Origin of the sequence: Streptomyces sp. TG1A-60, from assembly GCF_037201975.1 — a bacterium.
Lineage (GTDB): Bacteria > Actinomycetota > Actinomycetes > Streptomycetales > Streptomycetaceae > Streptomyces.
In genome coordinates this window covers 2,703,275-2,720,047 of sequence record NZ_CP147520.1, presented here as the reverse complement: position 1 = coordinate 2,720,047, position 16,773 = coordinate 2,703,275, and the positions used below count along the sequence as shown (strand labels likewise).

General features: G+C 67.7%; 13 protein-coding genes, 3 pseudogenes and 1 riboswitch. Of the genes and pseudogenes, 7 read left to right on the top strand and 9 right to left on the bottom strand.

All coding sequences use genetic code 11. The features are described from left to right. The first annotated feature begins 54 nt into the window (after window positions 1–54). Window positions 55–705 carry a peptide deformylase gene (gene def, locus WBG99_RS11105; RefSeq protein WP_338896169.1) on the top strand — a complete coding sequence of 217 codons (651 nt, stop codon included), beginning with the start codon at window positions 55–57 and terminating at the stop codon, window positions 703–705. Between the two features lie 363 nt (window positions 706–1,068). On the opposite strand, the gene WBG99_RS11100 is transcribed toward def, so the two are convergent. From WBG99_RS11100 to WBG99_RS11085, 4 genes and pseudogenes are all read right to left on the bottom strand, one after another. Beyond that, window positions 1,069–2,076, bottom strand: a complete 1,008-nt coding sequence (locus WBG99_RS11100) for a ribonucleotide-diphosphate reductase subunit beta (RefSeq protein ID WP_338896168.1) — start codon at window positions 2,074–2,076, stop codon at window positions 1,069–1,071. A 56-nt stretch (window positions 2,077–2,132) separates the two neighbouring features. Beyond that, complete coding sequence (locus tag WBG99_RS11095; protein ID WP_338896167.1) at window positions 2,133–4,538, bottom strand: ribonucleoside-diphosphate reductase subunit alpha; 2,406 nt, start codon at window positions 4,536–4,538, stop codon at window positions 2,133–2,135. 145 nt (window positions 4,539–4,683) lie between these two features. Then, window positions 4,684–4,761, bottom strand: a riboswitch (cobalamin riboswitch). 87 nt (window positions 4,762–4,848) lie between these two features. Next, window positions 4,849–5,300 (bottom strand): annotated as a pseudogene (locus tag WBG99_RS11090) (GNAT family N-acetyltransferase). 210 nt (window positions 5,301–5,510) lie between these two features. Then, complete coding sequence (locus WBG99_RS11085; RefSeq protein ID WP_338900291.1) at window positions 5,511–6,071, bottom strand: nucleoside hydrolase; 561 nt, start codon at window positions 6,069–6,071, stop codon at window positions 5,511–5,513. Between the two features lie 93 nt (window positions 6,072–6,164). Between WBG99_RS11085 and WBG99_RS11080 the strand changes: the two genes are divergently transcribed. The 6 genes and pseudogenes from WBG99_RS11080 to WBG99_RS11055 all read left to right on the top strand — a co-directional run bounded on the left by WBG99_RS11080 (window position 6,165) and on the right by WBG99_RS11055 (window position 12,563). Further along, a complete protein-coding gene (locus tag WBG99_RS11080) occupies window positions 6,165–6,830 on the top strand; it encodes a TnsA-like heteromeric transposase endonuclease subunit (protein ID WP_338896166.1) in 666 nt (221 codons plus the stop codon). A 161-nt stretch (window positions 6,831–6,991) separates the two neighbouring features. After that, window positions 6,992–9,053 (top strand): annotated as a pseudogene (locus WBG99_RS11075) (Mu transposase C-terminal domain-containing protein). Between the two features lie 106 nt (window positions 9,054–9,159). Then, window positions 9,160–10,061: pseudogene (locus tag WBG99_RS11070) on the top strand (TniB family NTP-binding protein). 29 nt (window positions 10,062–10,090) lie between these two features. Beyond that, complete coding sequence (locus WBG99_RS11065) at window positions 10,091–10,729, top strand: hypothetical protein (RefSeq protein WP_338896165.1); 639 nt, start codon at window positions 10,091–10,093, stop codon at window positions 10,727–10,729. An 836-nt stretch (window positions 10,730–11,565) separates the two neighbouring features. Next, entirely contained in the window at window positions 11,566–12,180 is a 615-nt protein-coding gene (locus tag WBG99_RS11060; protein WP_338896164.1) for a hypothetical protein, read from the top strand. After that, the gene (locus WBG99_RS11055; RefSeq protein WP_338896163.1) at window positions 12,177–12,563 is read left to right on the top strand and encodes a hypothetical protein; all 387 of its coding nucleotides are present in this window, start codon (window positions 12,177–12,179) and stop codon (window positions 12,561–12,563) included. The genes WBG99_RS11060 and WBG99_RS11055 overlap by 4 nt, the downstream gene beginning before the upstream one ends. Before the next feature lie 209 nt (window positions 12,564–12,772). Here WBG99_RS11055 and WBG99_RS11050 read toward each other — a convergent pair whose 3' ends face one another. The 5 genes from WBG99_RS11050 to WBG99_RS11030 all read right to left on the bottom strand — a co-directional run bounded on the left by WBG99_RS11050 (window position 12,773) and on the right by WBG99_RS11030 (window position 16,672). Further along, on the bottom strand, window positions 12,773–13,381 hold the full coding sequence (locus WBG99_RS11050) for an SMI1/KNR4 family protein (RefSeq protein WP_338896162.1): 609 nt from the start codon (window positions 13,379–13,381) through the stop codon (window positions 12,773–12,775). Window positions 13,382–13,451: 70 nt separating this feature from the next. Beyond that, on the bottom strand, window positions 13,452–14,123 hold the full coding sequence (locus WBG99_RS11045; RefSeq protein ID WP_338896161.1) for a hypothetical protein: 672 nt from the start codon (window positions 14,121–14,123) through the stop codon (window positions 13,452–13,454). A 114-nt stretch (window positions 14,124–14,237) separates the two neighbouring features. Beyond that, entirely contained in the window at window positions 14,238–14,687 is a 450-nt protein-coding gene (locus WBG99_RS11040) for a nucleoside hydrolase (RefSeq protein WP_338896160.1), read from the bottom strand. Between the two features lie 81 nt (window positions 14,688–14,768). Beyond that, window positions 14,769–16,397, bottom strand: coding sequence for a sodium:solute symporter family protein (locus WBG99_RS11035; RefSeq protein WP_338896159.1), 1,629 nt, complete (start codon window positions 16,395–16,397; stop codon window positions 14,769–14,771). Further along, complete coding sequence (locus WBG99_RS11030) at window positions 16,394–16,672, bottom strand: DUF3311 domain-containing protein (RefSeq protein ID WP_338896158.1); 279 nt, start codon at window positions 16,670–16,672, stop codon at window positions 16,394–16,396. Before WBG99_RS11030 ends, WBG99_RS11035 begins: the two co-directional genes overlap by 4 nt. Window positions 16,673–16,773: the final 101 nt, after the last annotated feature.

Sequence of the window (16,773 nt, the reverse complement as noted above, 5' to 3'; positions counted from 1 at the left end):
ACCCTGTATCAGCATCACACCCCCCCTGTTTTTCTAGGAAGGCATACGTCGGTCATGGCGCAGCAGGACACCGATCAGCAGCACGCGGGCGTGCTCCCCGTGGACGACGAGGATTTCGTCATCGACACCGAGGAGTGCGAGGAGCGGGAGGCGGCCTACCGGGAGCGGGGTACGTCGCGGCCCATCACGGTCGTCGGGAACCCGGTGCTGCACAAGGAGTGCAAGGACGTCACCGAGTTCGGTGACGAGCTGGCGACGCTGGTGGACGACATGTTCGCCAGCCAGCGCACGGCGGAGGGCGTGGGCCTGGCCGCCAACCAGATCGGCGTCGATCTGAAGGTGTTCGTGTACGACTGCCCGGACGACGAGGGCAAGCGGCACGTCGGTGTGGTCTGCAACCCGAAGCTGGTCGAACTACCCGCTGAGAAGCGCCGGTTGGACGACAACAACGAGGGCTGTCTGTCGGTGCCGACCGCGTACATGCCGCTTGCCCGCCCCGACTACGCCGAGGTCACCGGGCAGGACGAGAAGGGCAACCCGATCAAGGTGCGCGGTACCGGCTACTTCGCGCGCTGTCTGCAGCACGAGACCGACCACCTGTACGGCTACCTGTACATCGACCGGCTCTCCAAGCGCGACCGCAAGGACGCCCTGCGGCAGATGGCCGAGAACGAGCCCCGCTACCCCGTCGTCGCCAACGGCTGAGCGCCTGTCGGGTGACAGCGGCTGACGCCCTCAGGCCGCCTCCGGGGCCCGGAAGGTCCGGCGGTGGGCCCGGGGGCGTGACCGCATCGACCGGCAGCTCAGGGAGGCGGAGCGGCGTGCCGCCGCCGTCGACGGGCCCCACCCGCAGCGGCCCGCGCGTACCGACCCCGGGGTACCTCCTCGCCGTCTCACCACGTCGCCCGCACCGCCTGATCGCAATCCCGTGAGAGACGGGCGAGTTCGAGAGGACGGGCCGGTTCGAGAAGACCGGCGCCGCCCGTCGCCCCACGGTGGAGGCGGTGGAAACGGGCGGCGCCGGGAAGCATCCGGGGCGTGGTCGGGCTCCAGCGGCCTCGGGCCCAGCTAGAAGTCCTCGTCCAGGTCGACGGTGCCCTCGACTGCGACCTGGTAGGCGGAGGGACGCCGCTCGAAGAAGTTGGTCAGCTCCTGGACGCCCTGCAGCTCCATGAAGGAGAACGGGTTCTCGGAGCCGTGAACCGGCTCGAAGCCGAGGCGCGCCAGGCGCTGGTCGGCGACGCACTCCAGGTACTGCCGCATCGACTCGGTGTTCATGCCCGGCAGGCCGTCCCCGCACAGGTCGCGGGCGAACTGCAACTCGGCCTCGACGGCCCCCCGCAGCATGTCGGTCACCTGCTGCTGAAGCTCGTCGTCGAAGAGCTCCGGCTCCTCCTTGCGCACGGTGTCGACCACCTCGAAGGCGAAGCTCATGTGCATCGTCTCGTCGCGGAACACCCAGTTGGTGCCCGTCGCCAGGCCGTGCAGCAGGCCCCGGCTGCGGAACCAGTAGACGTACGCGAAGGCGCCGTAGAAGAACAGGCCCTCGATGCACGCGGCGAAGCAGATCAGGTTGAGCAGGAAGCGACGGCGGTCCGCCATGGACTCCAGGCGGTCCAGCTTCTCCACCGAGTCCATCCAGGTGAAGCAGAACTCGGCCTTCGCGCGGATGGACGGGATGTTCTCCACGGCCGCGAAGGCCGCCGCCCGGTCCTCCGGGTCGGGGAGGTAGGTGTCGAGGAGCGTCAGATAGAACTGGACGTGCACGGCCTCCTCGAACAGCTGCCGGCTCAGATAGAGCCGCGCCTCGGGGGAGTTGATGTGCTTGTACAGCGTCAGCACCACGTTGTTCGCGACGATCGAGTCACCCGTCGCGAAGAACGCCACCAGCCGGCCGATGAGGTGCTGCTCGGCGGGGGAGAGTTTCGCGAGGTCGGCGACGTCCGAGTGGAGGTCGACCTCCTCGACGGTCCAGGTGTTCTTGATCGCGTCCCGGTAGCGCTCGTAGAAGTCCGGGTAGCGCATCGGGCGGAGCGTCAGCTCGAAGCCGGGGTCGAGAAGGTTCTGATTGGTCATCGCAGCCGGCGCGAAGCGCCGTCCTCCAGGGGTGGTGGTCGGGTGGCGGGCGGGAATTACTGGCAGGCCTCGCAGGACTCGGGGTTCTCAAGGGAGCAGGCGACCGCATCCGGGTCGGCGGCCCACTGGGCGGGGACGGTCCTGCCGGGCTGGGTCTGCGCCTGTGCCTGGCCCCGGGCGGCGCGGGCGATGCGGGTCGCCGGGCGCGAGCGCAGGTAGTACGTCGTCTTCAGTCCCGACTTCCAGGCGTACGCGTACATCGAGGAGAGCTTGCCGATGGTCGGCGTCTCCAGGAACAGGTTCAGCGACTGGGACTGGTCCAGGTACGGGGTGCGGGCGGCGGCCATGTCGATCAGGCCGCGCTGCGGGAGCTCCCAGGCCGTGCGGTACAGCGCCCGTACGTCGGCCGGGATCCAGGCGAAGTCCTGCACCGAGCCGTTCGACTCGCGCAGCGCCTCACGGGTGCGGGCGTCCCAGACGCCCAGCTCCTTGAGGTCCTTCACCAGGTACGAGTTGACCTGGAGGAACTCACCGGACAGCGTCTCGCGCTTGAACAGGTTGGACACCTGGGGCTCGATGCACTCGTACACACCCGCGATGGAGGCGATGGTGGCCGTGGGCGCGATCGCGAGGAGCAGGGAGTTGCGCATGCCGGTCGTCGCGATGCGCTCACGCAGGGCCGCCCAGCGCTCCGGCCAGGTGAACTCGACGCCGTAGTGGTCGGGGTGCAGCACACCCCTGGCCGTACGGGTCTTCTCCCAGGCCGGCAGCGTGCCGTCGCGCTCGGCGAGGGCGGCGGAGGCCTCGTACGCGGCGAGCATGACGCGCTCGGCGATCCGCGTGGACAGTGCCTTCGCCTCGGGGGAGTCGAAGGGCAGGCGCAGCTGGAAGAAGACGTCCTGGAGACCCATCACGCCGAGGCCGACCGGGCGCCACCTGGCGTTGGAGCGGCCCGCCTGTTCGGTCGGGTAGAAGTTGATGTCGACGACGCGGTCGAGGAAGGTGACGGCGGTGCGGACGGTCTCGTCCAGCCGCTCCCAGTCCATGTCGCCCGTCGCCCGGTCGACGAACGTGGCCAGGTTCACCGACCCCAGGTTGCAGACCGCCGTCTCCCCGTCGTCCGTGACCTCCAGGATCTCCGTGCAGAGGTTGGAGGAGTGGACGACACGGCCCGGCTCGGCCGTCTGGTTGGCCGTGCGGTTGGCCGCGTCCTTGAAGGTCATCCAGCCGTTGCCGGTCTGCGCGAGGGTACGCATCATGCGGCCGTAGAGGTCACGGGCCGGGATGGTCTTCTTCGCCAGGCCGTTCGCCTCCGCCTCGCGGTACGCGGTGTCGAACTCCTCGCCCCACAGGTCGACCAGCTCCGGCACGTCGGCCGGGGAGAACAGCGACCACTGCCCGTCGGCGTTCACCCGGCGCATGAACTCGTCCGGGATCCAGTGCGCCAGGTTCAGGTTGTGCGTACGGCGGGCGTCCTCACCGGTGTTGTCGCGCAGCTCCAGGAACTCCTCGATGTCGGAGTGCCAGGTCTCCAGGTAGACCGCGGCGGCGCCCTTGCGCCGGCCGCCCTGGTTCACCGCGGCGACCGAGGCGTCCAGGGTCTTCAGGAACGGCACGATGCCGTTGGAGTGCCCGTTGGTGCCCCGGATCAGCGAACCGCGCGAGCGGATGCGGGAGTACGACAGGCCGATGCCGCCGGCGTGCTTCGAGAGGCGGGCCACCTGGTGGTAGCGGTCGTAGATGGAGTCCAGCTCGTCCAGCGGCGAGTCGAGGAGGTAGCAGGACGACATCTGGGGGTGCCGGGTGCCGGAGTTGAAGAGTGTGGGGGAGGAGGGGAGGTAGTCGAGGCGGCTCATCAGCCCGTAGAGCGCGGCGACTTCGTCGAGGGCACGGATGGTGTCGTCCTCGGCGAGGCCGACGGCGACCCGCAGCATGAAGTGCTGGGGCGTCTCGATGACCTTGCGGGTGAGGGGGTGCCGGAGCAGATAGCGGCTGTGCAGGGTGCGCAGGCCGAAGTAGCCGAAGCGGTCGTCGGCGGCAGGGTCCACCAAGGCGTCGAGGCGCGCGGCGTGGACGCGTGTGAACTCCGCCGTGCGGTCGGCGACGAGGCCCTCCCGGTGGCCCACGGCGATCGACTCGGTGAACGTCGTGACGCCTTGGGAGGCGGCCTCGGCGCGGATGGCGATGGCCAGCAGACGGGCGGCCAGCTTCGAGTAGGCAGGGTCGTCGGAGATGAGGCCGGCGGCCGACTCCGTGGCCAGCTCGCGCAGCTCCGCCTCGTCGGCCCGCGCCGACCGGCCGCGCAGCGCGGCTGCGGCGACCCGGCCGGGGTCGGCGTCGGGGAGGTCGGCGGTCAGCTCGGTCAGGGTCCGCAGCAACGCGGTGCCGGGACCGTCGGTCTCCGTCGCCGGGGCGGCTGAAGCCAGGTCGGCTGACACCGGGTCGGCTGGCGCGATGGTCACGTGGGGCTCTCCCTCGCTCGGCATAGGGCCTTGCGGAGGGCAGGCGGCAGCACACGAGCGCACGGGGGCGTCGCGTCCACCGGCCCATTCCACGAGGCCCGGACGTCAGGGCACCCGGACCGGACGGCCGGGCGCACTGTCGGCAGGTGTTCGGACTGAACACGCGTGCAGAAGCACGCAAGTACACCATTGCGGGACAGTTCCGGATTCGCACCGGATTCCCCTGCGGCGACAGCGAGCATGAGCATACATCTTGTGTCGGGCTGCGGGGGCACCCCCAGATGTTGTGCCGCGTCGGCTTCGGAGCGTGTCAGAGTGTCAACTCGTAGGTGAGCAGCGTGACGTCGTCGAGGTGGGGGACGGGGTTCCAGTCGCGCTCTGGTGTGCGGGTGAAGCCCAGGCGTTCGTAGATCCGGTGGGCGGCACGCATGCTCCGCTGGGTCGACAGTACGACGCGTACACAGCCCTCCACGGCGTGGGCGCGCTTCAGACAGCCCGTACGAGGGCCTCGCCGGTGCCCCGCCCGCGTGCCTCGTGCGCGACCGCCAGCATTCTGATCTCGGCCTCGCCCGGCCTCGCTATGTCGGCCATCGGGCCCCCGGCCGGTACGAAGGTCGCGCCGCCGAGCACTCTGCCCTCCTCCACGGCGACGAGCACGTAGGCCGCCGCGGCCCGCTTCGCCACGTCCCGCAGCTCACCGAGGTACGCGTCGCTCTCCCCGAAGTCCAGCAGTCCGTCGACCAGGTAGGCCTGTGCGGTGATCTCACCGAGGGCGGCCTACTCGTCGGAGAAGATCTGCCTGATGGTGATGTCCATGGCTCGCATTCTGCATCAAGGGCGCGAAGACGGGCCTGCGGTTATCCACAGGGGTGATGACTTGTCCGATGATCGGCCAGGTGCCAGGTGCCAGGTGCCAGGAGTCGGCCGTCAGGCACGATGCGTCGGCCGGGCGTCGGTTCGCTCCGGCCAGGCTCAGCCCACCGCCGGCCACTGCGGCAGCGTCGTCACGAAGTCCTTGCTGAAGTCGCGGGTGCCCGGGCCCACAGCGACGCGGCCGGTGGCGCGGAGGCGGTTGGTCAGGGCGGGAGACTCCGAGTAGTGGATCCGCCGGGCGTCGGCCGGCACGAACACCGTCTGGCCGCGCGTGAGTTCGCTGGCGCACTCCACGACGACGGCTCCCTCGGCTGCCTCGACGAACGCCTCGTCCCCGCAGACCCCCACGGCCAGCGGATCGTGCAGTGGGCAGGTACCGTCGCCGCCGTGGCGGGCGTAGGCGTCCATGTACGTGCGCATCAGCCGGGCGGCGAGGGCCGTGCCCGGACCCGCGGCCTCCAGCGCGGCGAGATCGGCGGGGCGGAACAGCCAGCGGTGCGAGGCGTCCAGGCCGACCATGGTGAACGGGATGCTGGAGGAGAGCACGATCTCGGCGGCGTCCGGATCGGCCCAGATGTTGAACTCGGCGACCGGTGTGACGTTCCCCGGCACCTGGGCGGCGCCGCCCATGAACACGAACTTCTTGATGATCTCTCGCAGCGAAGGTTGAGCATTGTCACCGAAGGTTGGTGACCGCTAGGTTTTCTCACTGAAGGTTGAGTGATCATTTAAGGCTGACTGTCTGGGGAGACGGTGGGGGAACCGTTACGCGCGTACGGCGATCCCGTGCTGGGCGCCTTTGACCTGGACTTCTTCGACAGCGGCCGACGTCGTCGCACCGCGTTGGGCTCCGGGTGGGGTGTCCGGTTCGAGGACGTAGCGCCCGTACGCGGGTTCCGTTGGAACAAAGGTGACCGCAGCCTCGCGGGCTGGTACTACGCGGTGACCACCGGCGACCATGTGGGCTACGAGTCGTGGCTGGAGCGGGATCGGCTGATCCTACTGGACTTCGCACCGGACGTGGTGGGGATCGCCTCACAGCCGTTCTGGCTGCACTGGCGCGAGGAGGCAGAGAAGCGGCGGCACGCGCCTGACTACTTCGTACGGCTGGCCGACGGACGCGCCCGCGTGCTCGATGTCCGTGCCGAGGACGATGTCGACGAGCGGACCGCGGAAGCGTTCGCCGCGACCGAGCGGGCCTGTTCGGCGGTGGGCTGGGAGTTTGCGCACGTCGGTGTCCCGGATCCGGTGTTCATGGCGAATCTGCGGTGGCTGGCCCGTTACCGGCACAGGCGGTGCGGCCGTGAGACCGACATCGTCGAGCGTCTGGTGGAGGTCTTCCGGCAGCCTCATGGGCTGCGGGCGGGAGCAAGGAGGCCGGGGACGTCCTGCGTGTCCTGCCGGCGCTGTTCCACCTGATGTGGACCGGGGTACTACGCGCTGACCTCGGCGGGGCCTTGCTGAGCGGTGGCACGGTGGTGCACACGTCGGATGGAACTGTCATCGGGCCGCAGTTGGAGAGTCGGAGCCGTGGCTTGCTGCTGCGTCCGCGGCCGGGCACGCGCGGCGAAGGGAGCCAGATGCGCAAATTGTCGAGGCCGGCGGCGATCCGAGTGGGCGATCGGGTCCGGTTCGCCGGACAAGTGCGGGCGGTGCTCGCAGTGTCCGCCCGGGCGGTGACGCTGGCAGAGGAGGACGATTCGCCGCGGGAGTTTCCGCTGGCGGTGCTGCTGGGCGATGAGAGCTTCGAGGTGCTCAGCAGCCCGGTACGCATGCCGCTGCCGCCGGTGTCGCTGCTGGAGGCGCTTCCGGAGCACGCGCGGGAGAAGGCTCTGTGGTGGGAGGGCCACATCCTGGAGGTCCTGCACGGCGTCGATCCGAATGCGGACGAAGATGCTGGACCGCGCCCTGAGTACGATCCGGCCCGCCATTCGCTGACCGCGCGCGAGCGGGCGAAGGCGGCCGAACTCACGGCCGCGGGCTACCAGGTCAGCGTGAGCACGATCGGCAACTTCCGCCGCCGCTATCAGGCCGAGGGGCTGCTGGGGCTGGCCGACCGTCGGCCGGTGCGCAAGAAGCCGCAGTTCGGGACTGTCGACGACGCGGTGGTCGAGGCCATGCGGCAAGCAATCAAGGAGGGGATCGACGACTCCACCCGCACCGGGACCTACATCATCTGGCGGACCGGCGAGATCCTGCGGGAGAACAGTGAGACGGTGGAACTGCCGTCGCAGTCAACGCTCTACCGGTTGCTGGCCAAGCTGACCTTTGGCAAACCCGTCTCGGCGACAGCCCGCAACCGCCGCTCACGCGCCCACGGGGCGAAGACGCCGTTCGGGCAGTGGACGGTGTTCGCGCCGGGCGAGGTGGTGCAGATCGACTCCACTTCGCTGGACGTTCTGGTCCGCCTGGACGACGGGGTGGTGGGCAAGATCGAGCTCACCGGCATGATCGATGTCGCGACCAGGACGGTGCCCGCAGCGGTGCTGCGGCCCACCACGAAGTCGGTCGACGCGAGCGTGCTGCTGGCCCGCACACTTACCCCCGAGGTGATGCGGCCGGGTTGGGTGGACGCCCTGCGGATGTCGAGGTCGGTGCTGCCCTATCGCCGGCTGCTGGACATCGACGAGCGGTTGGAGCACGCGGCTGCGAAACCGGTGATCGTGCCGGAGATGATCGTCTGTGACCACGGGAAAGTGTTCATCTCCCGGAACTTCAAGGCGTCCTGCCGCTTCCTGGAGATCGACTTCCAGCCCACGCACAAGGCGTCCCCGTTCCAGAAGGGGCACGTGGAGAAGATGCTTGACTCCGTCGGCACCGCTCTTCGCACAGTTCGTCGCCGGCTACACCGGCCGCAGCACCGACCACCGCGGCCGCAACCTGGAGAAGCAGCCGCTTTGGTCCCTGCCGGAGTTGCAGGAGCTTCTCGACGAATGGCTCGTCGCGACGTGGCAAAATCGCGAACACGACGGGCTGCGTGACCCATTGCACCCGAGCCGCTCGTTCACACCGAACGAGAAGTACGCCGCCCTCATCGAGGCCTGTGGCTACGTTCCGGTCGCGCTGAGCGCCGAGGACTACATCGAGTTGCTGCCGTCGACCTGGCGGGCGGTGAACGACTACGGCATCAGGATCAAGCGTCGCACCTACGATGCTCCGGGCCTGATCCGCCGTCAGCATTCCGGTGTCGCGGAGAAGAAGGGGCTGTGGGAGGTCCATCACGACCCCTACGACATTTCCCGGATCTGGGTACGCAATCACCACGGCGAAGGCGAGTGGATCGAGGCGACCTGGAAGCACCTGCGTCACACCCCGGTTCCCTTCGGGGAGCTGGCCTGGGACCACGCTGCCCAGGGCTTGCCCAAGGGTACCGAGGCGGAGATCGCGGAGGCGGCCGCGGCTCTGCTGACGCGGGCCCATGCGGGTCCGGCACAGGCCGGGACGGGCAAGCCGAAGAAACGTACGCGGCGGGAGAAGCAGGTGGCCGCCCGCACCAAGGCCACCCCGCCGATTCCCACGCCTGCGCCTGTCACCGAGCCCAACCCGGCTCCTGAAGCCGTGGCGGAGGAAGAGGCGCCGCTGGCCAAGGTGATTCCGCTGGGCCTGTTCGATCCTCTCGCCGACCCCTGGAAGCGTTCATGACCGCACCGCACGACCCGCTCGCCCCCTTCGCCGATGGTCCTCGGGAGCCTGGCGGCATCTGACGAGCCTGTCCGGCTGGCGGTCCTTCGTCGACGATCAGCCCGTCATACCCGCGCTGCTGAGTGCCGCCGAGCGGGCCGCACTCAGCCCGGCCGAGCTGACCCGCTACGACGAGGACCGCCTGGACCATCACACCCGGCTGCTGGTAGTGGCGACATCAACGGTCCAGCACACCGTCACCTGCGGCCGCCGTCTGGCCCTGCTGAACCGGCACGCGGTCAGTGCCCGGCGGGGGCTGATCGTCTCCGGTCCGGCCGGCACGGGGAAGACCACCGCAATTACCCAGCTCGGCCGCGCTCACGAACTCCTTGACCGGGCCCGGCATCCCGGGGTGAGCGACCGCATCCCGGTCGTCTACATCACCGTGCCGCCAGCCGCGACGGCCCGGATGGTGGCGGTGGAGTTCGCGCGCTTCCTCGCCCTGCCGGTCCGCGTCCGTTCGAACATCACCGACATCCTGGAGACCGTCTGCGGCGTCCTCACTGACGCCCGCGTGGGCCTGGTCCTCGTTGACGAGCTGCACAACATCTCGCTGACGACCAGGTCCGGAGCCGAGGTCTCCGACACCTTGAAGTATTTCTCCGAGCGCATTCCCGCCACGTTCGTCTACGCAGGTATCAACGTCGAGCGGGCCGCGTTGTTCGACGGCACCCGCGGCGAGCAGATCGCCGGACGTTTCACCCTCGTTCCCACCGCACCTTTGCCCTACAACACGGAGTGGTAGGGGCTGGTGGCCACCTTGGAAGACTCGCTGAGGCTGCACGACCACAAAGCGGGCAGCCTCACCGCTCTGGACCGCTACCTGCACGACCGCACCGACGGCATGATCGGCTCGCTGTCCCACCTGATCAGAGGCGCCGCCCTGGACGCGATCCTCACCGGCAGCGAAAGATCACGAAGCCGGGTCTCAACGCAATTCCTCTTGACCACAGTTCGGAATCCAGCTGACCGCCGCGCAGAAAGGCACCGCCCCCACCATGCCCTCCGGCACCGCCGACGAACGTCCCGCGGCTCCGCTTCCCATGCGAGTCCGCCCGCACCTGGGCGAGAGCACCGAGAACTACATCAGGCGCCTGGCCAAGGCCAACCACCTTCGGCCCAGCGCCCTGCACGCGATCGCCTGCGGTCCACCCAACTGGACCGGAAAGCCCCGCCTCGACCGTCTCGCCGTCCTCACCGGCCATCCAGCCGACCACCTCAACCTGGCCCTGACGGATGCCGTCGTTCCCCGCCGACGCACCACCGTCACAGGCCAGTACCAGCGACTGCCCCGGGGCATCTACCTGCTCTATCGAGCGATTCGCAAGGACGCGGAAGCCGGTCTCTCGCTGCGGTATCTCGCGGAACGGCACGGCGTCAGCCAGCGCACCGTCCGCGCGGCTTTGACCGCCGTGATGCCGCCTGCCCGTGAACGCCCGAGCCGCTACCGAAAGACCCCGGTCATCGCCTCGGTCCGGCACATCGTCATCCCGATGATCTCGCGGAACGTGAGCGCGAAGGACATCTGGAAGACGCTCATGGACGACCACGGCATCTCGATCTCCTTCTCCACACTCAACGCCTACGTCCGCAACCAGCGGACCAGCTATCGCGCACCCACTTCACCAGCCTGCTGAATCCGATCATCTCCGATGCCCACACTTGACCACCGCCCACCAGCCCAACTGCCCATGCGGGTCCGGCCCGTCGCCGGTGAGCGCGCGAAGTCCTACGTCGAACGCCTCGCAACCGCCAACCATCTCAAGGCCAGCTCTCTCTGGTCCTACCTCTGCGAGCCGCCGCTTCATCGGGGGCCCCTGAGTTGGGATCGCTTGGCTGCGGTGAGCGGCCGCGAATCCGCCAACCTCCGAGAAATCATTGACCGCACACAATGCATAGGCTGCGGAAAGATCACGTTTTTCCAGAACACTAACAGATTCAGGCAGATCTGTTCGCCGGCATGTCGCCAGAAAGCCCATCGCCGACGGAAGCCAAGGCCGCGAAAGCAGCAGACTACGGAATGTCAGAGCTGCGGGGAGAAACTAGTCCTCACCTCTCGTGGTGACAAATTCCGGCGCTGGTGTTCGCAGGCCTGCCGTCAAAAAGGCCACCAACAACGGCAACGTGAACAGGCCGCTGCTTTGGCAGAAGCACTGACCATCCCGGAACCAACCTGCAATGCCTGCGAAGCACCGCTCGGGCGTGGCAGTCGACGACGCTGGTGCTCGCGGCGCTGCATTAATTGGGCCTACACACGCCGCCGGATCGACAGAGGTGAGACCCCCTGGCCAGCGCGTGCACCCGACTCCGCTCGCGGGCGGCAAGCGGCAACTTGCCCCGTCTGCTCAAGCCCCGTGGAGAAGGGCCCTGCCAACAAGATTCGAGTGACGTGCTCGCCAGCCTGTCGAAACCGACTCTATCGGCTACGGAAAAAAGAACGAGCCAACCGCGATAGCGAGACCAGAGAGAATCAATGATATCGGAATACCAGCAGCAGTTGCGTGAGAAAATTATGTCGGCCCCCGAGACTCCGCCGCCGACCCCCTGGCGAACAGTCCTGGACCGGCGGACCCCCATAGGCGGCCTTCTCGGCATTGGCTTCGCCGTCGCTCCCGACACTGGTCGCGACCTCATCATGGTGGTTTCCATTGACGGGCACGGCCTCTTCGACGCCACCACAGGCGAGAAGATCGCCCGTGACCGCGACCCTGACCCAGATGACAGCACCCCCGACGCCGTGCCCGATCTCACCTGTCCCGGACTCGGACCTGTCGCTGGGACCCGAGTGAGCATCGCCGGACTCTTCGGAGGCGGCCTCCACACCACCACCCTCGACGGCTGGAGCCTGGAAGTCGTCAGCCCCGAGTGGCCCCACCATCGCGTTCTGCTCTCCACAGACGGAGGAATGCCTCACGGTGGACCGCACGGTGACCATTGGTGGCATATCTTCGACTCCAACTACTCAGAATTCCGGGCCGCAGGCTTCTCGCCGTCCGGACGCACCCTCGCCATTGCCACCAGCAGCGACCTCACACTCTGGACCCGTCCGGCTCCCGAAGTAGGCCCAACGAGCGAGGTCAGGGCATGACGCGTGAAGATCTCGCCGCGATGCTCGGTGGGCAGACGACGGCATGTGGTCCAGCGCGTGACGCCCTACTCAGCGGAGGCGCCTTTGTCATCTGGGATGGCTTGGTCCCCGCCAACCAGGTCATGCACACCTACCGGACCAGGCTTCGGATCACCCAGAAGCGCGGTCAGCAGACACAAGCCCTTGCAGCAACCGTCAACATCCTCGACCAGGCGGGAGACGCCCCTCTCCGGATCGGCCGCATCGACGCCGCCGACGCGTCGTGGACGTTCATGCTCTTCCTCAACGCCACGACTACAGCAGTGATGGCCTGCACTGGGGTGGCCCGGGCGAGGCCCATCACGAATCCGGCCTCGAGTCGAAGCGGCATTGACCCCGAATAATGCGATATGAGTCTGTGCCGTGCCGGGTTAGTTGTCACCTGATGGGGGTCGTGACCGGATCTTTCGTGGTCTACGTGCCGTGGTTGTTGTCACCAAATCGCCGTGCCACCTGTCACCAACGGCGTATTGCCAGTCTTGTTGTCAACCCCTCCGAAGATCCCTGACCTGCGGTCAGGAGCTGTGGACGACTTCGAAGGGGGCGCACACAATCAGTGTTCTGCTACCTCCCAGACCAGATCGCCGGCGTCGTCCACGACAGCGACGCATGCCTCTTCAGTGCCGCCGAGGGCGGCATGCCGGAGCAGGGCCGAGGTCCCTGATTCGAGTGCGGCAGCGATGTCCTGGAGCATGAAAGCCACCGAACCCCACAGCGGTACCCCGAGCACCCACGTCTCGTGGTTCCACAGGAAAACTGAGCCATAGGAATCGCCGAGCCGCAGGTCGACGATGAGTCCGTCACCGCCAGGACTCATCGCGATCGGCAGGAACGACGGCAGGAACCGCGGTTCTGGTTCGCCGTTCGCATCGAAGGAGGCCCCTTCCTGTTCCGCGACCAGCAACCAGATCTCTCTCGTTTCCAGGGCTTCCTCCAGGCCCACCGGTGCAAACGATCCAGGGATCCAGTAGTCGGCGCTGACACGGTCCAGGGTCCACCACTCGTGCACTTCGGTGGGAAGTGCTACCTCAAGATCCGCCTCGACCGCACGGAGCTGACCCTCGTCCGCAGCCGCCCTTACGGGGGCCCTCTGCAGACGATCTCTGCACCAGGCGTCGATACGATCCCACGACTTCCGCACTTCATGATCAATCGAGGTCATGGTCGAAAGTCTCTCAAGGAGCTCTGACAGGTGCGCTCGGCACCCGCGAAGCATCTCCGGCAAGTGCAGGTCAGGGAGCCGAGCCAGTTGCGATGGCATAGCCGATCGCGGCGGCTGCTTCGGCAATGCCCGCCAGGGATACCTTGTCGTTCAAAGCGGTGACCACGTCCTGGGTCAGTGGGCGAAGGGCATACACGTGGCGCACCGCCTCGATGTCGACCGGGATCTCGTAGTAGTCCTCAGCGAACTTCTGGAATGCCGTCGGCGATGCGTCGACCAGCAGGTTAAACAGCCAACCCGAGCCGTCAGGGTCGTCGCTGTCCTCAGGGAAGTCGATCACTCCCGCCCGCCAGTGCTCGCTTCCCGCCTCACGCCACACGCAGGCCGTCACCACCGGCATTCTGTCGTCCGTGAAGGCCGGCTCTTCAACGCAACTGCGGAACACCTCGGGAACCGAGTCCACGACGCCTGGCCAAGGCTCGTCGTCAACATAGGGACTCATCGCCGACTCATGGTCGAAGCCCCGGACATATGCGCCCGCCGCGGAGAAGATGACGTCGAACTCGTCCCCCGAGCCGTTGCGCATGGAGGCTATCTCCTCCGTCTCGGGCCAGGTCCGGCTGAACGAGTAGTAACGCTCACCGTCAGGATTCAGCACGGTCTCAAGCATGGCCAACGACCGACACCGGTCGCGCAGCGTCGGGATATCAGGAAGGGCCTCGGCAACGTCGTGAACGGTCATGCGGCCTATCCAAGCGCACGCCACCGACAACAGATCGCACGTTCGCCGAGCGGCAGACCGCGCGATCAATCGCTCAACCTTCGGTGAGAAACGCTCAACCTTCACTGCGACAGGTCACTTGACGCGGCGGGTGAAGTCCGGATCCTCCAGCAGCGCGATCGCCACGTTCGTGAGCGGGCCCGTGGCGCACACCGTCAGCTCGCCCTCGTACGTGCGGGAGAGCCGGAGCAGCGCCTGCGCGGACGACTCCGTCGGATGTGGGGCCGTGGAGTCGGGGAGTGTTTCGTCGCCGAGGCCCGCGGGGCCGTGGAAGGCGGATGCCTCTCGGTAGGGGAGCCGGGAGAGGGGGCGGCCCGCGCCTCGGTGCACCGGGATGTCGCCGTCGACGCGTAGCGCTCGGGCCAGGGCGCGGGCGTTGCCGTAGGTCGCGTCGGCGGGGAGGTTGCCGCCTACGGATGTGTAGGCCTTGAGGTCCCAGAGGCCTGTGCCGAGGAGGTACTGAAGGGCCACGGCGTCGTCTATGCCGGGGTCGCTGTCCAGGACCATCGGGGCGCGAGCGGTCACCGCGTCAGCGTAGCCGGGTGGGGTGGGGCAGGGGCGGCGCGGGGCGAGGAAGGACCCCGCGCCGCCCCGGAACCCGGCAACCTAGTGGCTCGTCCCCGCCGTCGCCGGCGGCAGTTCCACCTGCACGCCCGCGTCGCCCGCGTCCGCGGTGTAGTCCTCCGGCCTGGTCTCGTCGATGCCCTCGGGAGCCTTGGCTGCCCGGAGGACGAAGGTGAGGATCACCGTGACGACGAGGTTGAGCACGAAGGCGGTCAGGCCGATGTAGCCGATCTCGCCGATGCCGGGGATCTCCGCGGAGGAGCCGCCGAAGTGCTTCTGCGTGGGGGAGGCCACGCCGTACGCGGCGATGGTGCCGTACAGCATGCCGACCGCCCAGCCGGCGAGGAGGGCCCAGCGGTGGAACCAGCGGGTGAAGAGGCCGCCGACGAGGGCCGGGAAGGTCTGGAGGATCCAGATGCCGCCCAGGAGCTGGAAGTTGATGGCGACGGTCTTGTCCATGGTGAGGACGAAGGCCAGGGCGCCCACCTTCACCAGCAGGGACACCAGCTTGGAGACCTTGGTCTCCTGCGCGGGTGTGGCGTCCGGCTTGATGAAGTCCTTGTAGATGTTGCGGGTGAAGAGATTCGCCGCCGCGATGGACATGATCGCCGCGGGGACCAGGGCGCCGATGCCGATGGCGGCGAAGGCGACGCCCGCGAACCAGTCGGGGAACATCGTCTCGAACAGCTGCGGGATCGCCAGCTGGCCGTTCTGTACCTGGATCCCGGCCGCGATCGCCATGAAGCCCAGCAGGGCGAGCAGACCCAGCATCACGGAGTAGAGGGGAAGGATCGTGGTGTTGCGGCGGATGACCTCGCGGCTCCTGGACGACAGCGTCGCCGTGATCGAGTGCGGGTACATGAAGAGCGCGAGCGCCGAGCCGAGGGCCAGGGTCGCGTACGTCCACTGGTTGGCGTCGCCCGGGACGAGGGAGCCGCGCGGCTTGTCCGTCGCCGGGTTGGTCTGGCTGTACGCCTCGCCCGCCTTGGCGAAGATGTCGTCGAAGCCGCCGAGCTTGATCGGAATGTAGATGATCGCCACCGCGATGACGATGTAGATCAGGGTGTCCTTCACGAACGCGATCAGCGCGGGGGCCCGCAGACCCGAGGAGTAGGTGTATGCCGCCAGGACGCCGAACGCGATCAGCAACGGCAGGTCCTTGATGAACCAGTTGGTGTTCTCACCGCCGCCGACGCCCATCACGTCCAGGACCGCCTGGATGCCGACGAGCTGCAGCGCGATGTACGGCATGGTCGCGAGGATGCCGGTCAGGGCGACCGCCAGCGACAGGCCCTTCGAGCCGAAGCGTCCGCGGACGAAGTCCGAGGTCGTCACATAGCCGTGCCGGTGGGAGACCGACCACAGGCGGGGCAGGAACGTGAAGATCAGCGGGTAGACGAGGATCGTGTACGGCACCGCGAAGAAGCCGGCCGCGCCCGCCGCGTAGATCGCCGCTGGCACGGCGACGAAGGTGTACGCCGTGTAGAGGTCGCCGCCGAGCAGGAACCAGGTGACCCAGGTGCCGAACGACCGGCCGCCGAGGCCCCATTCGTCGAGGCTGTGCTCGTTCTCGGCCTTGCGCCAGCGCGCGGCCAGAAAGCCCATGACCGTGACGACCAGGAAGAAGAAGATGAAGACGGCGAGTGCCACGCCGTTCACGCCGTCCTTCACTTCGCCGCACCCCCGTTCGGCGACTCGGCCTTGCGGGCGCGCTGGTCACGCTGCCACAGGACGTACGCGGTGGCGGTGAGCGCGGTGGAGATGAACACCCAGGCCAGCTGGTACCAGTAGAAGAACGGGATGCCGATGAACGTCGGGTCCGTCTCGGCGTAGGAGCCGACCCAGAGCATCGCCACGAAGGGGGCGAAGAGGCACAAGGCGATGACCACCCGGACCGGTGTCACCACCGGTCTCGCCGACGGCTTCACTTCAGGCGCGTCTGACATACCACGGCTCCGTCCCCTCACTGGTTTCCTGTGATCACTCGTGTAACGGGCAGGAATCTAAGGGACCGTTCCGCCTTATGGAACCCCCGTCCGTATAACGG

Bases quoted from the DNA above. Each gene is read 5' to 3' on its own strand.
- WBG99_RS11030 (WP_338896158.1), bottom strand. From the start codon at position 16,672: ATGTCAGACGCGCCTGAAGTGAAGCCGTCGGCGAGACCGGTGGTGACA.
- def (WP_338896169.1), top strand. From the start codon at position 55: ATGGCGCAGCAGGACACCGATCAGCAGCACGCGGGCGTGCTCCCCGTG.
- WBG99_RS11050 (WP_338896162.1), bottom strand. From the start codon at position 13,381: ATGACCTCGATTGATCATGAAGTGCGGAAGTCGTGGGATCGTATCGAC.
- WBG99_RS11045 (WP_338896161.1), bottom strand. From the start codon at position 14,123: ATGACCGTTCACGACGTTGCCGAGGCCCTTCCTGATATCCCGACGCTG.
- WBG99_RS11100 (WP_338896168.1), bottom strand. From the start codon at position 2,076: ATGACCAATCAGAACCTTCTCGACCCCGGCTTCGAGCTGACGCTCCGC.
- WBG99_RS11055 (WP_338896163.1), top strand. From the start codon at position 12,177: ATGACGCGTGAAGATCTCGCCGCGATGCTCGGTGGGCAGACGACGGCA.
- WBG99_RS11065 (WP_338896165.1), top strand. From the start codon at position 10,091: ATGCCCTCCGGCACCGCCGACGAACGTCCCGCGGCTCCGCTTCCCATG.
- WBG99_RS11060 (WP_338896164.1), top strand. From the start codon at position 11,566: ATGATATCGGAATACCAGCAGCAGTTGCGTGAGAAAATTATGTCGGCC.